We start from the raw sequence: 17,755 nt of genomic DNA, 5'->3' as shown, positions 1-17,755 counted from the left end.
TCATGATTCGCTATCCCTATCGCAAACATAATAAAAAGTCGGGTGCGGGTAAGAACAATGGAAATTCTCCGCGCTATCTAAAAATCGATACTTGTTTGGAAACCAACTTGCAGCAAATTAAGAAATTGACGTCAGATAGCCCAGACTTTCTGATGCGTCGCTTTAAATTGGGGCTGAGGGCGGAGGTTCCCGCCGCTATTGTGTTTCTAGATAGTATGGCTAAAACGGATACGGTGAATGAACTCATCATGAGATCCATGCTTAGCCGCCCATCTGCTGAAGTGGCTGCTGAGGCGGAGAATGCAGAAGCGCTGTACGTAAGAATACAGAGTCATGCGCTTGCACTGGGAGAAGTGAAGGACTGCGATGATTGGAGTTCCATGATGGAACAACTGTTAATGGGGGACACGATCATCTTATTGGAAGGCTGCGAAAAAGCGATTGCGTGCGGCACGCGTGGGGGAGAGACACGCGCAGTCAGCGAGCCAACAACACAGACAGTCGTCAGAGGACCGAAAGAGGGATTTGTAGAATCCCTATTCACGAATATTTCTCTGGTCCGGCGACGGATTAAAAGCTCCGATCTTACACTGGAGATGTTCCAAGTGGGAAGCACGTCTCTCACGAATGTGGCCATGCTGTACATGAAGAACATTGCAAATCCAGGCGTCGTAGATGAGGTTCGTAAACGGATAGAAAACATCAATATTGACGCTATATTTGAGTCCGGCATGGTTGAGGAGATGATACAAGAAAATCATTTCACACCATTCCCAACGATTTTTAACACGGAAAGACCCGACACCATCAGCAGCAATATTATGGAGGGCCGAGTGGCGCTCATCGTAGACGGGACTCCGTTTGTACTGGTGATGCCTACAGTATTTGCCCAATTTTTTCAGAGTTCTTCGGATTATGAAGAGCGTTACGATATGGCGACTGTTGTTCGGCTCATTAGATATATCAGCTTCATTATTCTTATTCTAGGGCCTTCTCTCTACATTGCCTTAACAACATACCATTATGAAATGATACCGACTCCACTACTGATCAGCATATTGGCTCAGCGGGAATCCGTTCCTTTTCCGGCATTTCTAGAGGCGTTTATTTTGGAGATTACCTTTGAGATTTTGCGTGAGGCGGGTATTCGAATGCCGCGTGCGGGTGGTCAAACGGTTTCCGTTATAGGAGCGCTTGTGTTGGGTCAAGCGGCCGTGGAAGCCGGAGTCGTCACCCCGCTGCTCACAATTGTAGTAGCCCTGACGGGAATAGCCAGTTTCGCAATCCCAGCCTATAACATGGCAGTGGCCGGGAGATTGTGCCGGTTTATTTTCATGATACTGTCAGCGTTTATGGGGCTATACGGCATTACATTGGGGTTGATTGCGCTGATTGCTCATATGAACAGTCTGAGTTCTTTCGGGGTGCCCTACATGGCGCCTTTCAGCCCTTTTGTGCTGGAGAGTCAAAAGGATGCCGTATTGCGACTCCCGTTCTGGATGATGAGGAAGCGTCCTAAAAGCATTACATCTAAGAACCAGAAAAGAATGAAGGATGGAAGCGGGATTTCCTCTTCTGATAAAACCACACCGATGCAGGAGGGGGGCAATCAGGGTGTATCAGCGGAAGAGGAATGAACAAAGTGCAGTAACTTTTAAGAGGAGAATAGGGGGGCTGTGTTTGGTTTTACTACTGTTCGCTCCCTTGTTATCCGGTTGCTGGGATTCTGTGGAGTTAAACCAGAGAGCAGTAGTAGCTGGGATAGGAATTGATTTGGTTGGGGAGTCGGATTATGAGGTTTCCCTACAGGTGATCGTAGCAGATGAAATCGCCGGAGCCAAAGCGAGAGGAGATACTCCAGTCGTTTTGTATCGGGAAAAGGGAAAAAATCTGTTTCAAGCGCTCCGCAGAGCCTCACAAAGGGTTCCGCGGATCATTTCTTTGGCGCATACCAAACTGATCGTTATTGGTGAAAAGCTGGCACGGGCTGGAATCGGCGATATGATGGATTCTCTGGAAAGGTCTACAGAAATCCGTCTGCCGGTGAAAATGCTGGTGGCACGCGGTAATACTGGGAAGGATGTACTGGCAATCATGACCGCAATCGGTCGTATTCCCGCCAATGATATTTCAGGAAAGCTGGAAACATCGGAGCGTTTGTATGCCGGGGATTACGCGGTGACTATCGACGATGTGATTCGCAGCATGTCTCATAAGGGTGGCGGTCCTGTGCTGACGGGCATAGGGGTCAATGGGAATTTAGAGCAGGCCTCAAGCAAGAACAATGTGGACAATATTTTACCGAAAGCTATTGTTCATATTAAGGGAATGGGGGTGTTCAAAAAGGATCGGCTTGTCCGCTGGTTGGATGATGATCAGGCCATTGGACTGTCTATGATCAACAACAAGGTGAAAGGTGCCCAAACAACACTGAGCTGCGGTAAGGATAGGGAAACCATTGGCATCGAAACCTTGTTCTCTTCAACCAAGATACACACACGGATGGAGCAAGGGGAGCCTGTTTTTGTGATTAACCTAAAACAGACCGGGGCGGTACAGGAAGCCGAGTGCTCGATTAACTTACAAAGTCCGGAGGCGATGAAAAGACTGCAGGAGAAATGGACAGAGGAGACGAAAAAAGTGATCACTTCAACAGTCAGAGAGGTTCAGCGTACCCGTAGCGATGTAATAGGCTTTGGCCTTGCGCTGGAGAGGAGCTATCCCAAACAATGGAAAAGACTCTCTTCCGAATGGAGCCGTAATTTTGCGGAAAGCACCGTCCGTATTCAAGTGACTTCTGTACTGAAACACACTCAGTCGCGGACTAACCCATACTCCAAGGGGGAATCAGACTAGTGAAAATAGAGCAAGGAGGGAAGGCCATGAAAAAAAAGACACGGATAGGTGCAAAAGAGATGATCTCTCTTATGGTGTTGTTTGAGATGGGCACATCCATGATGTCTATTCCCGGAAGGAATGCGGGCAAGGATGCGTGGATCGCCATCCTCATTTCCACGGTTTTGGGGGCAATGCTTTTTGTATGCTATGGCAGCCTTCACCGACGTTTTCCCGACTTGCTCATGACACAGTACTGCAGAGCCCTTTTGGGCAAGAAAGCAGGGAGTGCGCTTGCTTTTATATATATCGTGTTTTTTCTTTACGGCGGAGCACGGGATCTTCGGGACACGGGGATCCTGATTGCCGACCGGACACTTCAGCATACGCCGTTGACAGTCATTTGTGCCTTAATGATTGGACTTGTAATGTATGTGGTGTATTTGGGAATCGAGGTTGCAGGCCGGACGGCCATCATCATGTTGATTTTGCTGCTACTGCTGGGCCTGGCTACGAATATATTAGTTTTGTTGGCAGGCATTGTAGATGTGGGCAATATACTGCCCATAGCCGAGCATGGCTGGCAGCCGATATGGCAAGTTGTTTATTCGCAAGCTGTGATGCTACCGTACGGCGAGATGGTTACGTTTGCGATGATTCTCCCCACATTAAAAAAAGGCTATCGTGCCAATGGGGTAGGGGTCTCTGCTATATTGCTGGGGGGGCTGCTCCTGTCTATGGTTACACTGTCCAATGTGCTTGCACTGGGAGAGGATGTGTTCAAACGGGCGACTTACCCGCTACTCTCGATGATCAGCAAGGTCGAAATATCTGATTTTATCGACAGAGTCGATGTCATCGGCGTTATGAGCGTTATTATCTTTGATTTTTTTAAAATTTTCATCTTCTATTATGCCGCGGTTAAAGCCGCAGAGGATGTATTGAGAGTGTCTTACCATAAACTGATCCTGCCATTTGGGATTATCATGTTAGTCTCTTGTGTATTGATGGCACTGAGCTATCAAGATCACCTTCAAACAGGCGAGTTAGTGCTGAAATGGCTGTTTCCGATATTTGCCGTGTTTTTTCCTATCTTGCTGCTAATCGTGTCGTGGCTGAGAAAGACCCGGAATAAAAAAGGAGAGGAAAATGTCTCATGAGTCATCGTCTTGCCGACAAAAAATACATCGGTACCGGTCAAATGCTCATTTTGATGTTCCATTTTATTCTGGGAGATGTGGTCATTATTAATATGGATAGTGAATATGAACGGAATACATGGATTGCCACTTTGAATTTGGACGACTGTCCCTTATCTATATTCATCCATTATTTGTTTGCGTTTTCCCTTGTTTATTCTTTCTGATGGCTCTGTTGCGGAGAATCAGAGGAAGAAGTAGGAACTTTGAGGAAACGTGACCATTGTGAGAACAGGAAGCGAAATGCGTTTCCTCTTGGCTTTTTGCCCACATTTATAAAGAACACTATAAGCATTCCTGCCAGGACGACATATTCTGATGGTCGCATAGTGAAAAAAGCCAATGAAATAGGCTCCCAAGGATGATGAACACCAGAAAGCCATTTTATCGATATACTTGTTCCGAGCATTAGCAGCATAAAGAGCGTGAATATCCACACTATCTTCATAAAATATCCCTCCGATTATAAATAAGCTAAGCATGTACTCCTGTATACATTGTGTTGCAAAGCCGTTCAATTTATCCGATACCATTGACTTGAAATAAATTAAGATTTATACTTATTCTAAATTGATCTTTAATATGATTGTAAGTTTGTAATTAATATAATCTGCGTTGGTTAAGGGAGATGCGGTATGAGAACTTTAAATTTAACTTCGCAGCGCCAAGCGGTATATGATGTGGTTCGTGAAGCTCACGATCATCCTACTGCGGCCGATGTTATGAATCGGTTGATGGAGCGCGGATATAATCTGGCCTATGGAACGGTATATAATTCACTGCGTTATTTGACGGATAAGGAATTAATCCGTGAATTGAAGCTGGGGGAAGCTGCGAGTCGCTATGACGGGCGGATGGACGATCATCAGCATATTATTTGTCAGGTATGCGGCCGAGTAGATGAAGTGATGAGTGAAGTCCCACATGATTGGATTGACACGGTTGCGCATGAAACGGGGTATAATATTGCCCATGCCCATGTCGTATTCGGAGGAGTGTGTAAGGAATGTCAAAGCAAGCGAATCAGATAACGAATCGTTTTAAAGTGGCTGACATGCCTAGACGGGTGAAGGGCAGTTGGACATCGATGTTAGCTGCTCCCTCTACACCTACGGTGCAGACCGTTCCTTCCAATGAGCCCTTGTATTGTCCAACTACACGTCGTATCATTCTGATCAGTTCGGTACCGGGTGTAGTTCACGGGTTGGTGCGTACGCTGTCAGATGCGTGTTTTGATGTGATGGTTTTCCATCGCTGGGAACCTGAAGTGCAGCGTCATCTGGGAAGCGATCTCTTGATTTACGATTTGACCGCTACCGAACCACAGAGTGAATTACTGGATATTCGCAATCGTCTTGAGGTAGAACACATGAAAGACACACCAGTTATGTACGTGGTTCAGGATCGGGTGTCTGTACATGCTCATGAGCTGCTTCCTTCAGAAGAGGTGCTGGTGTGGCCGCTGGCTTCCAATCATATGGTGCATGACATTGAACGGATGATTGTACGCCATCCTGCAACTTCCCGTCAGGCAGCGCAAGCCAGCCGTCGTACGGTGTTCAAGGACATCTGGATTGACCGAGATAAAATGCTGGTATATAAAGAAGAGAGTCAATTGAATCTGACTAAAACAGAATACGATTTGCTGCTGAAGCTGATTGATGCTCAAGGCAAAGTGATCTCCCGCGAGCAAATGATGCACGATATCTGGGAGACGGATTTTGTAGGCGGCAGCAACGTTGTAGATGTGCATGTCAAAAGTTTGCGCAAGAAGCTGGATGATCGGCCTGCAGAACCTGAATATATTGCAACCGTAAGAGGTGTAGGATACAGATTGGCAGATTGAACTGAAGGTTATGAATACCGATGAATTTCCGCCGGATGGAGACATTCGGCGGTTTGTATATGATTCCATGAAGAAACTGACATTAGGTGTGACGGTTGACTTTGTCAGGAGATATACACTACAATCGGTAGTGTGAGGTGCTTCTTATGAAACGACTGAATTTTAAAGCTGGCGAAACCGGGCTTAACCGATTTTTCGGACCTCTGGAAGCCAAAATTATGGATATTTTATGGTCCACTTCGGATCGGAGTATCAAAGAAGTGCAGACCGCGTTGGAGGGGGATCGGGACTTTAACTTCAATACGGTAATGACCGTGATGAACCGTTTAGTGGAAAAGGGAATACTGAGTAAGAGTATACGTGGGAGAACGTCTTTATATCGTCCAGTTTTAAGCAGGGAAGAATTCATGGATGAGCAATCCAAGGGACTGAGTCACGAATTGGTGGACGAGTTTGGTCCGCTTGCTGTCAATCATATGATTGATGCTCTGGAGGTGGCCGATCCGAAGTTGATCGAACGTCTGGAACAAAAAATTAAACAATGGAAAAAGGATATGTAGCGATGTGGAAAACACGTTCTAAATTACTGTTTACAGCAGGCGCCTTGATTTCGGGTTTCGCCCTTATACAGATGGGTATGTACGCCGGGCAGCATGTTTTCGGCTGGAAATTGAATTATAACGTGTTTCAAATTTGCAGAAGTTTGTTACAGCATTACGGAATCGGCTACATGGTGGATGCGCTCAGCGGGCTGGTTTTCGTTACCTTCGCTATCGCCGGAGGAGAAGCAGTCAGACAGTGTATGGCTACTAGGGCAGCTTTTCGCAGACTGCACCGAATGCGTGACCTGCCGCTGACCGAAGCACTGGGTGAGCGATATGGTGAACTCGGGACCGATCGGATATGGGTCATTGATTATGCCAAGCCAGCCGCCTTCACCATGGGATTATGGAAGCCACGTATTGTATTGTCCTCTGCACTATTGTCTGTACTGGACAAACACGAAGAAGAAGCTGTCATATACCATGAAGCCTATCATATGAAACATTATGATCCGTTGAAGACCTGGTTGCTGCAAGTATGTGCTAAACAGCTGTTTTACTTGCCGGTGCTACGTCACATTACCCATCATTATAAGACGGCCCGTGAAATTTTGGCTGATAACGAAGCGATTCATCGAGCGGGTTCACCAGTTGGGATTGGGAGCGCATTGCTCAAGCTTCTGAGTATGACGCCTGCCAATACTCGCCTGGTAAACTCCGCCACTTGTTCCTCGTTTGCAGAAACGTCCATTAACTATCGTATCTCACGTATTTTAGACCCTCAGCAAGAACCTGTCATTCGGATGCCTTGGCGTTCGATTATGTTTTCCAGCTATGTGCTAGTGATGCTGACACTTATGTTTGCACTGGCGCTAATCTAAGTTTGGCAAGATGTTTCCTACAGGTGGCGCTTTTTGCGCTACCGATTCTCAATGTGTAATACACTACATTGTGTAGTTTATTGCGGGGTTTTTATACAATTTAAAAGGAGATGAGCAAATGAATCAAACGCTTATGAATATTGGATTATTGTTGGTACGGATTTTTACAGGGGTTATTTTTATCGTTCACGGTGCACAAAAGTTTCAGGGACTAGACGGAACCTCCGGTTTCTTCCAAAGTATCGGACTCCCTGGTTGGATGGCTCCTGTAGTCGCCACGGTTGAGCTGGTTGGAGGAATTGCACTGGTTCTGGGTATCGGAACACGATTGGCTGGAGCGGCATTGACCATCGTTATGATCGGTGTATTGCTCACTGCTAAAAAAGGACAGCCTTTTGGCTCGATTGAATTTGATCTGCTGATTCTGTTCACCAGCCTTCAGCAAGCGCTTGTCGGTGGACGCTTTCTGGCAGTGGATCAGTTATTTGGCCGTAAAAAGGTTGAAAACAGTAACGTACAGGTCTAAATATTCATATAACCGCGCCCTTAGTCTTATAGGGCGCGTTTTTTGTTTTTCTCCTTTGTGAAATTTTATTGTAAATCATTTGCTACTTTCAACCGATATAACTAACACGGAATGTAATTCAAATATATCGTTTTATGAGCAAAGGGGAAAAAACATGGGAACAACGCGAAAGAGAAAAACGATATGGACACTCAGGAACAAGCTAAGTTTGGGCTTTTTACTTGTTTTGCTGATTCCGAGCTTAAGTATTTCCATTGCGACCTATAAATCATCATATAATGCTATGGAAAAACAGCTCCACGGCAGTGCGAATCAGGGGGTAGCGACAGCTAACTCAATTATTGAATACGCAATCGCCAGTAAAATTAAAGATGCGAGTTATTTGGCGGAGCGTCTGGACGGCTTGATGATAGATGGTCGAAACAGCCCTTTGATTCAGCCGAAGCTGATCCAATACAAGGGTTTGCATGAAGATGCCACGGATATTTTTGTTGGAACACCGGAGGGGCTGATGATTCGGGGGGTGCCCAAGGAGGATGAAGGGACATTTGATCCTCGCACACGCCCATGGTACATCGAAGCGATGAAGCAGCCCGGTAAGGTTGCAATTACGCCTGTTATCATCAATTCATCGGGTATTCCTGTTGTCGTAGTATCTCAGACGCTTTCCGACAAGTCCGGGGTTATCGGGATTTCTCTAAATCTGGAAAGTGTACGTAAACTGGCCTCCATCAAAGTGGGCCAGGAGGGGTATATCATCATTTTGGATCATACGAAGAAGTTCGTAGTCCATCCTACGGCTAAAGCGGGCTCATCTCCTCAGGAGAATTCGCTTGATACGTTGTATACTGCGCCGAGCGGGAACTTCAACTATATGCATGAAGGTCGCGAGAAATATTTGACCTATGTAACGAATACGGATACCGGCTGGAAAATTGCAGGCACCTTCTATCAATCCGAGATTAGCGATGCCACCGCTGCCATGCGTTATGTAACCATTTTCGTGCTGGCTGCCTCACTGGTGATTGCGCTTATCGCGATTTTCCTGATTACCCGCTCTGTTTTGGTACCGATTCGTAAGCTGCAAAAATCAGCAGAACGAATCAGTGAAGGAGATTTGACGGGCGATTTGGAAACTGGAAAAACGGATGAGGTAGGCGAATTGTCTGCTCACTTCCAAACCATGGTCGACAGTTTGCGCACGATGATTCGAAGCGTACACGAAACGACAGATCGGGTAAGTTCTTCAGCGGAGGAACTGGCTGCGGGTGCAGATCAGACAACTCAAGCGATTGAGCATGTCACCATTGCTATCCAGGAAGTGGCTGTGGGCAGCGAACGTCAGGTGCAGAGCGTTAAGCACGGCTCTGTAAATATGGAGGAGCTTGCTCAGCAAGCAGCGAACGTATCCGAGCGTATGGTGGGCGTATCTGAACATGTAAAAATGAACGCCGAGTCAGCTCAGGAAGGCAGCAAGGCTGCTACGCAGGCTGTCCAGAAGATGCATGACATCGACGAGACCGTTAACGATCTCGGACAGGCTATGGACTCCCTCAATGAGCGCTCCAGTGAAATCGTGAATATTATCAGCGTTATATCGGGTATCGCCAAACAGACCAATCTGTTGGCACTGAATGCGTCCATTGAGGCCGCACGTGCCGGAGATCATGGCAAAGGATTTGCCGTGGTTGCTACGGAGGTGCGTAAGCTGGCTGAGGAATCAGCGAAGTCGGCTACCTTGATCTCGGAGCGCATTGAAGCGATGCAGGTGGATATGAATCATGCTCTGGACGCTATGCATCGAGCGCGGACACGGGTGACAGAAGGCATTGATTCGGTAACCACGTCTGAGCAATCCTTTGCGGAAATCAGCCAGGCCGTGGAACGAGCTATGGGGCATATCAATGACATTACCGGAGTGACTCAGGAAATGGCACGGGGGACGGTAGGTGTCGTAGATATTATGAGCGATATTGCCCACATTTCGGACGAGGCAGCGAGCAACACCGAGTCGATCTCAGCGGCAGCTGAGCAACAGCTCGCTTCTATCGAGGAAATTGCTTCATCTACAGCGGATCTGAGCCAAATGGCAGAGGAATTGCGCCAACTGGTTGGACGTTTCCAGGTTGAAGGAAAGTCATAAAAATAATAAAAAGCGCCGGGATACAGGAGATTGTACTCTGTATCCAGGCGCTTTTTTAATGTTTTTAGCATGATTTTTGGTTTGCAGAGTTAGAAGTTAACGTTGGAAGGACTTGCGGCGGTCCAGACGGAAACGGACATCCCGTGAGTCGGAAGGACGCAGCGAACTTCTCTGAAACATATTGTTCAGAATCAGTGCGAAAATGACTAACACTGTCCCATATAGTTCAAAACGGCTAATGGCATAACCTTGGAAGTACATGAGTCCCAGCGTGGTAATCGGTACAAAGTTAATAAATAGAATTCCGTTCAGTGGAGATAGCTTTCGGATTCCGGCATTCCAGCTAAGTAGGGCCGCTAACCCTGGAAGCAGGATCATAAAGCTCATTTCGTATTTAACTGACCACACAGCCTGCCAGTCCGGCACCACAATCCAGTTGAAAGCAGAGGCAAATGTGACGACTACGAAGGAGACGAGAGTTCCGAGCAGGCAGGTTAGGGTTGAATACCGAAGAGTAGACCATCCTGCAAAATGGCTGCCTCCCATGGAATATACGACCCATCCGACGACGCCTACGAAAATAAGCAGCAGCGGTAGCAAATGTTGTCCGGCAAGTGTGAAAAAGGTCCATTTTCCGTTCGTGATCACCAGTAAAGCCCCGGCCAGCGCAATCACCATGCTGATTAGTGTATATCTCGGAGGCATTTTACGGGTCATGACCCACACCATCGCAATAGAAATCATCGGCATTAGCACTTCCATTATAGAGGCAACCAGAGTGCCTGCTGCCCCCATCGCGTGCTGTCCCTGGAAAACGGCCATATTATAAATGGTGAATCCCATGGTCCCGAAGAATAACAACGTCTTGCCCTTGCCCTCAAAGCGAAATGCAGTCCTTCCCTCTTTGAGCCACAATAGTACGACTAAAATGAGTGTAACCGATAAATAGCGCAAAAATGAAAAGTACAGTGGATTGATGTGTTGTAATGCAATGTGCGAAACCGGAAACATCGCCCCCCAGGACATACTGGCGATTAGGCATAATAAAGATCCGGTCATGATTTGTCTGTTCATGGTGTGCAAAAGCTCCTCCTTGCCGGTCTCAGCGGACATATCTTATGGACAACATCATAAAGGATGGGAAGCTGTTGGTAAAATGATTGAAAATAAACATTATGATCATTTAAAATGATAATAAGTGACAAGGCGCGTCAATTTTGATGGCCCCTTGCCTTTCACAATAAGGAGGAGCAGTAGTGGATCTGAACGATTTAAACATTTTCCAGACGGTGGCTGCGCATGGCAGTGTCAGCAAGGCTGCAGCCGAGCTTAGCTATGTCCAGTCCAATGTAACGGCCAGAATCAAGCTGCTCGAAAAGGAACTGCAAACGCCTTTATTTAATAGACATAAGCGGGGGATGATCCTCAATGCCGAGGGCAAGCGTCTGCTGCAATATACGAAAAGCATTTTATCGCAATTTGAGGAAATGAAACATGCGTTTCAGAATACCTCTGCACCTTCGGGGGTACTGGAGATTGGCATTGTGGAGACTGTCATTGCCCTTCCGGCCATTTTACATGCTTACTATAGCAAGTACCCAGATGTCGAGTTGTCTCTCAAGGCTGGGGTTACAGAGTCTCTGGTGCAGGAGGTTGCAGAAATGCGGCTGGATGGAGCTTTTGTGACCGGGCCGGTCAAGCATCCGCTCATTGAACAGTTTGATGTATTTCAGGAAAAGCTGGTCCTTGTATCCCAAGGAGATGATTTTTCCGTTGAGGATCTCACGACCCGTCCGCTTCTCTTATATAAAAGAGGCTGCGGCTACCGGGGACGGCTGGAAACCTGGCTTAAAATGGAAGGGATTATTCCCAAACAGATTATGGAGTTTGGGACATTTGAGACGATTATCGGCAGTGTGGCGGCTGGTATAGGAATGACCGTATTTCCCGAATCTTCGATCAGCGGGCTGGTGTCTCAAGGCCTTGTGTGCAGTCATGCAATGCCTGAGCCGTACAATGAAGTAACAACGGTGTTTATCCGACGTAAGGAAGCCTTTGTTACCAGTACCTTGCAGTCTTTTATAGATGAGATTATCACTCAGACAGAGGCATAGCTTTATCGATTGGGCTCGGGTACAATGAGAGGGATTTGATCTCATTTTTCTTCCTGAAGGAGGGCTATTATGTTTACAATATATCCGGCGGCTTCCCGATTCAGCTTCGATAAGGGCTGGCTGCGGGGGAGTCACAGCTTTTCATTCGCGGAGTATCAGGATGAGAACAATACAGCGTTTGGTCCTATGCGTGTCTGTAATGACGATGTCATCACACCGGGACGGGGCTTTGGGGCGCATCCGCACAGTGATATGGAGATTGTTTCGATTGTGCTGTATGGGGAACTGCGTCATGAAGACAACCGTGGACATGTAGCAGTGACCCGTTTTGGAGGCATTCAGCGAATGTCAGCGGGCCACGGCATCATTCATACGGAGCACAACGCATCACAAACGGAGGATGTCAGTCTGCTGCAATTGTGGTTTAGCCCGCATACGAGAGGACTGAAACCGTCATATGAGGCTACAGCGTTCAATCCTGAGCGTTTGCACGGTCAGCTTCTGCCTGTCGTTGCCGGAAAGCGTGTACCAGGCACAGAGGGTGAAATAGCTGCAATTAACCAGGATTTAACGATTTATTTAAGCAAGCTTCAGCCTGGAGAACAAGTAGAATTCACACAGGCCGAGGGGCGGCGCGTGTTCCTGTTCGTCATTGAAGGCTCACTGCGTGTGAACGGTGAACATATTCTGCAAGGGCGCGATTCAGCTCGTATTGAGCAGGAGCCGAAGCTAGCACTGGAAGCAGAGGAGTCTGCTTTTTATATGTTGATTGATTTGCCCTAAAAGGAGGTGCGCATATGGCGCAGCAGGAAACATGGCTGATCAAGCATGCCGTCACGGGACGTAGCTTTGCCGACAGCCGCAAGCAGGTTTTCGATTGCCATTTGGAATCGGTGGACGGCGTGTTTCGCTTCACGCTTCAAGGGCTGCCGCGTGAGACGGCGGAGGCGATTGTGCGTTATAGCGGGGAGTTGAACGTATTTCGTTTTGTAACGCCGGTAGATGATGGATCTGTGGTGAAGCATTGGTATTACGTCACTCCGGAAAGCATGGAATATCATGATCAGACAGATGAGCTTAGGTTCAAAGCTGGTTCTGAGATTGAATACCATCCCGAGGAGTATTGGGGAGATTAATCATTCCTTTATCATAAATTGTCAGATATATAATGGATTTTCGAAGGCCCTGCATCATTGCAGGGTCTTTTTGTTATCCGTTCAACTTGTTGAGTTCATTGGATACATAATCCTTTGCAGGCTGGTACATCCTATAGGTCATATTATCTGTTCGGCTCATTCGTAAAGGGGGAATAACGATGAAGAAAGGGCGCTTTCCCAAGTTGCCGAAGCTACCGTGGAGTCGGAGAGCGATTCCAGCCGCAGACCGTAAGACACGAAATTCTAGTGTGCCTAAAGGACTGCCTGAGTCTTCGTGGCTGGAACAGCCGCTGCGTAGCAATGTGGAAGACAATTTGATTGCTTTGCGTGACATTTTCAAGGATTGCTCTGATATCGTCTACCGAGAGCTCATGATTTCCCCTGAACGCAAAGGGTTGTTGGCTTATTTTGAAGGTACGGTAAAATCAGAGGATTTGCAGGATCATATCCTGCGGCCTGTCATTCTGGGCATGATGCTCAAGGACCCTGAAGTGAACGGCAAATTGGAGCCGCTGGATGAAACTCGTATCTCGATGTCCCAGACCAAAACGATGGACGAATGGAAGATGGTAGCGGCAGCGATACTGGACGGCAATGCCGCCTTGTTCGTAGAGGGTACGCCTCGTGCTTATATTTTTAGCGCCAAGGGTGGTGTCCGCCGTGGCGTGGAGGAACCCCAGACGGAAGCAGTTATTCGCGGGCCGCGTGAGGGCTTCACTGAGACCCTTCGCGTCAATACGGCACTGTTGCGTTTCAAGTTGAAGACCTCCAAGCTCAAGATGTACAGCATGACCATCGGAACAGAAACTCAAACGAGCGTCGTCCTTACCTATATTGAAGGGATCATAGATCCCAAACTGGTGGAGGATGTTAAAAGGCGCCTCAGCGATATTGAAATTGATGGTGTTCTGGAGACTGGATATATTGAGGAACTGATTGAGGATCATCCATTTTCGCCGTTTCCGCAAATGGAATATACTGAACGCCCGGATACCGTCACCGCACAATTACTGGAAGGACGTTTTGCCATTTTTGTGGACGGGACGCCTTTTGCCCTGATTGGGCCGGTCACGATGTGGCAGATGATGCAAGCAAGCGAGGACTATTACGAACGTTTTTTCATCAGTAATATGGTGCGCTGGATTCGTTTCCTTTTTCTCATCATGGCTCTCTTTCTGCCCGCATTATATGTAGCGGTTACGACCTATCATCATGATATGCTGCCGACGACACTTATATTGAGTATTGCAGCGGCTCGTGAATCCATCCCTTTTCCAGCACTGGTGGAAGCGTTAATGATGGAAATTTCTTTTGAGGCATTACGTGAAGCAGGGATTCGTCTCCCCAAAACGGTCGGTCAGGCTGTCAGTATCCTTGGCGCACTCGTTATTGGGCAGGCCGCAGTACAGGCAGGGATTGTATCGGCACCCATAGTCATTGTTGTGTCGCTCACAGGTATTGCGTCGTTTACCATACCGCGTTTTAACTTTGCCATCACGGTTCGTCTGCTGCGATTTCCCATCATGCTGATGGCGGGTTTATTCGGATTGTTTGGGATCATTATTGCGACAACGCTGATTGCTACGCATCTAACCAAGCTAACCTCGTTTGGTGTCCCTTATATGAGTGGATATAGCCCGTACAACCATATGGATCAAAAGGATATCGTCGTCCGCGCGCCTTGGTGGAAAATGACTAAACGTCCTTCCTGGATTGGTAAAGACAACAACAAACGAGCGAAGGAAAAGATGAATGGAACGCCCAAAAGCGAGGAGGGATGGTGATGAAGCCCAAATCGAATACACAACAAATACGTAAAGTCGCTGTGCTCTGTTGTCTGCTGCTATGCTCTGTTCTCTTGGGAGGATGCTGGGATCGCCGTGAAGTGAATGATGTGGCCTTCGTGATGGGTACCGGGCTGGACAAGGAAGGCGATCAATACCGGGTAACGATGCAAATCGCTCTACCCGGACAACTCGGATCTTCGGGCAGTACAGGAGGAGGGGGAGGTACCAGTGGTACGAAATCGTACTACCTGGAGTCCAAAATAGGCCCAAGCTTTCGAGGAGCAAGTACCGAGGAACAGCGCGGAGTTTCGCGAACACTCAATTACTCCCATCGGCGGGTGCTGCTGTTCGGCGAGGCGCTGGCACGAGAAGGGATTAGCAAAATGATGGATGTACTGGCACGTGTTCCGCAGAACCGTCTGTCGTCCCTGGTTGTTATTACGAAGGGTTCAACGATGGAATTGCTTCAGGCAGATGCTCCGATAGAGCAATATCCAGCAGAAATGGTGCGTGAGCTCAATATTTCCTATATGAAAAAACCTCGTTCCGTTAAGCTGTTGATGAATTCCGTCCTGCTGGAAGGCGTTGACCCGGTGGTACCAGTAATGTCTCTGGTGAAGAATGGGCCCCCTAACCTTAAAGACAAGAAAACGAATATTCAGGTCGATGGACTGGCTGTGTTTCGCAAAGACAGGTTAACAGGAATTATTGATAACCACCTCAGTCGGTTTCTGCTTTTGGGTATGGAGCAAGCCAAGGAGACAGAAATATTTATTCCCCCTCCCAAAGGTAGAGGTTACATATCTGTACACCTCATCGAAAATAAAGTCCAAATTAAGCCCCATATTCAAGGGGATGAGATTCGAATGACCATTCATATGAACTGCAATGGGAATGTGAAGGAAAATGAGACGAGCTTCGATATTTCCAACGAGGAAAATTTGAAGTGGCTGGAGCAGCAGACAGCTGAGGAAATCAAGAGGGAGCTGGGAGAGGCTGTTCAGGTGATTCAGCAAAAGTATCGTTCAGACGTACTTGGTTTGGGCCGGGCTATTATTACGAGTCAACCGGATGAATGGAAACGGATCAAACCCCAATGGGAACAACTGTATCCCAAGGTGAAGGTCACCATAAATCCGGTCGTGCATATTGAGAATATCGGTGCGGTCACCAAACCATTCGGGGTCAAAAAGGAGCAAATCCAGAATGAATAAAGTATTTCTGTTACCTTTGGTGCTGGTTATACTCTTCATGTATCTGATGGACCGTAAAAATATTCACAATGCACCAGCCATCAATCGCTGGGTCTCCCGCGTACTGTATGTTATTAGCATTGGTATCTGGATTTACGGAACATCAACGAAGAGCACCGTTTATGTGGCTACATGGCTTACCACTTTCATTGACATGTGGCTCCCCTCTACGTTGTAAATCGTGTAATGGATGCCTGCGGGCAAAAGGAGGATGTACCTGCATGAAACAGTTCACAACCAGACAAATTGTGCTGCTTGGTGTATTGATGGAGGTCGGTATTACCCTTATACATGCTCCGGCGCAGGCAGCGGATCACGCGAATCAGCATGCTTACTGGACCTGTATAATTGCGGCTATCGTGCTATGCTTGCCGATCTGGGCGATGTTGAAACTCAAACGCCGGTTCCCTGATCAGGATCTGATGCAGGCGATGGTGAGCTCTCACCCTGTGCTGGGCCGTGTGCTGCTTGCATTCTACCTTATTTTATTCCTGATCATCTTTGCGCGGGATTTGAGGATTATTACGGATCTGGTGGAAGTGGTGCTTTTGCCACTGACTCCGATTGTGGTCACTTCTCTTATTGTGCTGTTGACTCTGGTATTTATGGCTAAAGGCGGAATAAGCACCATCGTGAATATGACCGAGATTTTTTTGCCGATGTTGATTGTGACGCTGTTGACCATGCCGCTTTTTTTTGGGCGTAATATGGATTTTTCGATGCTGAGACCCTACTTACATCCAGAAGTAGAGGGAGTGATTAAGGGCAGCTGGCGCATGCTGGGATATATGGCTGATATCCTGATGGTTCCCTTTGTGATTTCTGGGAAGAGCTATAATGGGCGTAGTGCGTGGTATGGGCATTTGCTCGGAACCGCATTCCTGACCATGCTGGTGTTGCTGTCGGAGTTGGTTATTGGTGTTCCTATCTTTTCACGGCTGTTTTATCCATCATATGAATTAGTGCGTCAATTGCAGCTGACGGACTTTCTAGATCGGTTCGACTTGTTCGTGGCGGCACTGACCGTACCGACCTTTCTTACGAAGATTGGAGTTGATCTGTATGTTACCAGTTTGGCAGTAAAGCGTATGTTTGCCCAAGCCTGGGGAAGTCTGATGGTTTGGCCCGTAGGTTTGTTAGGTTATGTCTGTTCGTTTATGCTGTTCTCCAACATCGTGCAAGTTTTTGATTTCAGCCGGGAGTGGACCGCGGTGATGATCATTTTTTTTGTACTTATGCCCTTGGTACTATGGATGTTGCTCCGACCCAAATCTAAAGGGAAAGGCGGAGATGATAAGGCATCTAACGGAGAGCGGGATAGCAGTAGTCAGCTAGAAAGCCGGCAGGGAGACAGAACAGGACACACCCACTTATAAGATTCCTGTATTTATCGAAAAAGTAATTCTTATTTGTCTTTTACCCCTCTGATTGTATACTTGGTAGAAAGAAATACGACTTCTACTAGGGAGGAA

19 protein-coding genes are annotated in these 17,755 nt (G+C 47.3%); 17 read left to right on the top strand and 2 right to left on the bottom strand.

The features are described from left to right. Positions 1–2 precede the first annotated feature (2 nt). The 4 genes from MKY16_RS23325 to MKY16_RS23310 are packed head-to-tail and all read left to right on the top strand — an operon-like array spanning position 3 to position 4,201. Entirely contained in the window at positions 3–1,637 is a 1,635-nt protein-coding gene (locus MKY16_RS23325) for a spore germination protein (RefSeq protein WP_029518609.1), read from the top strand. A 43-nt stretch (positions 1,638–1,680) separates the two neighbouring features. Beyond that, positions 1,681–2,856: a Ger(x)C family spore germination protein gene (locus tag MKY16_RS23320; protein WP_029518608.1), complete on the top strand. Its 1,176-nt coding sequence runs from the start codon at positions 1,681–1,683 to the stop codon at positions 2,854–2,856. Positions 2,857–2,882: 26 nt separating this feature from the next. Continuing rightward, on the top strand, positions 2,883–3,995 hold the full coding sequence (locus tag MKY16_RS23315) for a GerAB/ArcD/ProY family transporter (protein ID WP_340957227.1): 1,113 nt from the start codon (positions 2,883–2,885) through the stop codon (positions 3,993–3,995). Further along, positions 3,992–4,201 (top strand): hypothetical protein, encoded by a 210-nt coding sequence (locus MKY16_RS23310; protein WP_165145422.1) that lies wholly within the window; start codon positions 3,992–3,994, stop codon positions 4,199–4,201. The genes MKY16_RS23315 and MKY16_RS23310 overlap by 4 nt, the downstream gene beginning before the upstream one ends. Here MKY16_RS23310 and MKY16_RS23305 read toward each other — a convergent pair. Further along, positions 4,189–4,482: a hypothetical protein gene (locus MKY16_RS23305; RefSeq protein WP_049817035.1), complete on the bottom strand. Its 294-nt coding sequence runs from the start codon at positions 4,480–4,482 to the stop codon at positions 4,189–4,191. The genes MKY16_RS23310 and MKY16_RS23305 overlap by 13 nt on opposite strands. A gap of 187 nt (positions 4,483–4,669) precedes the next feature. On the opposite strand from MKY16_RS23305, the gene MKY16_RS23300 reads away from it, so the two are divergent. From MKY16_RS23300 to MKY16_RS23275, 6 genes are all read left to right on the top strand, one after another. Continuing rightward, positions 4,670–5,065, top strand: a complete 396-nt coding sequence (locus tag MKY16_RS23300; protein WP_023990809.1) for a Fur family transcriptional regulator — start codon at positions 4,670–4,672, stop codon at positions 5,063–5,065. Continuing rightward, positions 5,041–5,880: a response regulator transcription factor gene (locus tag MKY16_RS23295; RefSeq protein WP_025720336.1), complete on the top strand. Its 840-nt coding sequence runs from the start codon at positions 5,041–5,043 to the stop codon at positions 5,878–5,880. The genes MKY16_RS23300 and MKY16_RS23295 overlap by 25 nt, the downstream gene beginning before the upstream one ends. 146 nt (positions 5,881–6,026) lie before the next feature. Beyond that, positions 6,027–6,440 carry a BlaI/MecI/CopY family transcriptional regulator gene (locus MKY16_RS23290; protein ID WP_013312429.1) on the top strand — a complete coding sequence of 138 codons (414 nt, stop codon included), beginning with the start codon at positions 6,027–6,029 and terminating at the stop codon, positions 6,438–6,440. Positions 6,441–6,442: 2 nt separating this feature from the next. Next, complete coding sequence (locus tag MKY16_RS23285; protein WP_340957224.1) at positions 6,443–7,303, top strand: M56 family metallopeptidase; 861 nt, start codon at positions 6,443–6,445, stop codon at positions 7,301–7,303. 118 nt (positions 7,304–7,421) lie between these two features. Beyond that, entirely contained in the window at positions 7,422–7,829 is a 408-nt protein-coding gene (locus tag MKY16_RS23280) for a DoxX family protein (RefSeq protein WP_069012095.1), read from the top strand. Between the two features lie 154 nt (positions 7,830–7,983). Beyond that, complete coding sequence (locus tag MKY16_RS23275; protein ID WP_340957223.1) at positions 7,984–9,972, top strand: methyl-accepting chemotaxis protein; 1,989 nt, start codon at positions 7,984–7,986, stop codon at positions 9,970–9,972. Positions 9,973–10,068: 96 nt separating this feature from the next. Here MKY16_RS23275 and MKY16_RS23270 read toward each other — a convergent pair whose 3' ends face one another. After that, positions 10,069–11,046 carry a DMT family transporter gene (locus MKY16_RS23270; RefSeq protein WP_340957221.1) on the bottom strand — a complete coding sequence of 326 codons (978 nt, stop codon included), beginning with the start codon at positions 11,044–11,046 and terminating at the stop codon, positions 10,069–10,071. A gap of 182 nt (positions 11,047–11,228) precedes the next feature. Here MKY16_RS23270 and MKY16_RS23265 point away from each other — a divergent pair, with 182 nt between their 5' ends. The 7 genes from MKY16_RS23265 to MKY16_RS23235 all read left to right on the top strand — a co-directional run bounded on the left by MKY16_RS23265 (position 11,229) and on the right by MKY16_RS23235 (position 17,659). Next, complete coding sequence (locus MKY16_RS23265) at positions 11,229–12,086, top strand: LysR family transcriptional regulator (protein ID WP_340957219.1); 858 nt, start codon at positions 11,229–11,231, stop codon at positions 12,084–12,086. A 69-nt stretch (positions 12,087–12,155) separates the two neighbouring features. Continuing rightward, entirely contained in the window at positions 12,156–12,869 is a 714-nt protein-coding gene (locus MKY16_RS23260; RefSeq protein WP_069012100.1) for a pirin family protein, read from the top strand. Between the two features lie 14 nt (positions 12,870–12,883). Next, positions 12,884–13,222 (top strand): hypothetical protein, encoded by a 339-nt coding sequence (locus MKY16_RS23255; protein ID WP_340957216.1) that lies wholly within the window; start codon positions 12,884–12,886, stop codon positions 13,220–13,222. 179 nt (positions 13,223–13,401) lie between these two features. Next, complete coding sequence (locus tag MKY16_RS23250; RefSeq protein WP_340957213.1) at positions 13,402–15,027, top strand: spore germination protein; 1,626 nt, start codon at positions 13,402–13,404, stop codon at positions 15,025–15,027. After that, positions 15,027–16,244, top strand: a complete 1,218-nt coding sequence (locus MKY16_RS23245) for a Ger(x)C family spore germination protein (protein ID WP_340957210.1) — start codon at positions 15,027–15,029, stop codon at positions 16,242–16,244. The genes MKY16_RS23250 and MKY16_RS23245 overlap by 1 nt, the downstream gene beginning before the upstream one ends. Next, positions 16,237–16,461: a hypothetical protein gene (locus tag MKY16_RS23240; RefSeq protein ID WP_340957207.1), complete on the top strand. Its 225-nt coding sequence runs from the start codon at positions 16,237–16,239 to the stop codon at positions 16,459–16,461. Before MKY16_RS23245 ends, MKY16_RS23240 begins: the two co-directional genes overlap by 8 nt. Before the next feature lie 43 nt (positions 16,462–16,504). Then, on the top strand, positions 16,505–17,659 hold the full coding sequence (locus tag MKY16_RS23235) for a GerAB/ArcD/ProY family transporter (protein ID WP_340957205.1): 1,155 nt from the start codon (positions 16,505–16,507) through the stop codon (positions 17,657–17,659). The last annotated feature ends 96 nt before the right edge of the window (positions 17,660–17,755 follow it).

Source organism: Paenibacillus sp. FSL L8-0641, from assembly GCF_038006265.1.
Lineage (GTDB): Bacteria > Bacillota > Bacilli > Paenibacillales > Paenibacillaceae > Paenibacillus > Paenibacillus polymyxa_D.
This window is presented reverse-complemented; position numbering and strand designations above follow the sequence as displayed.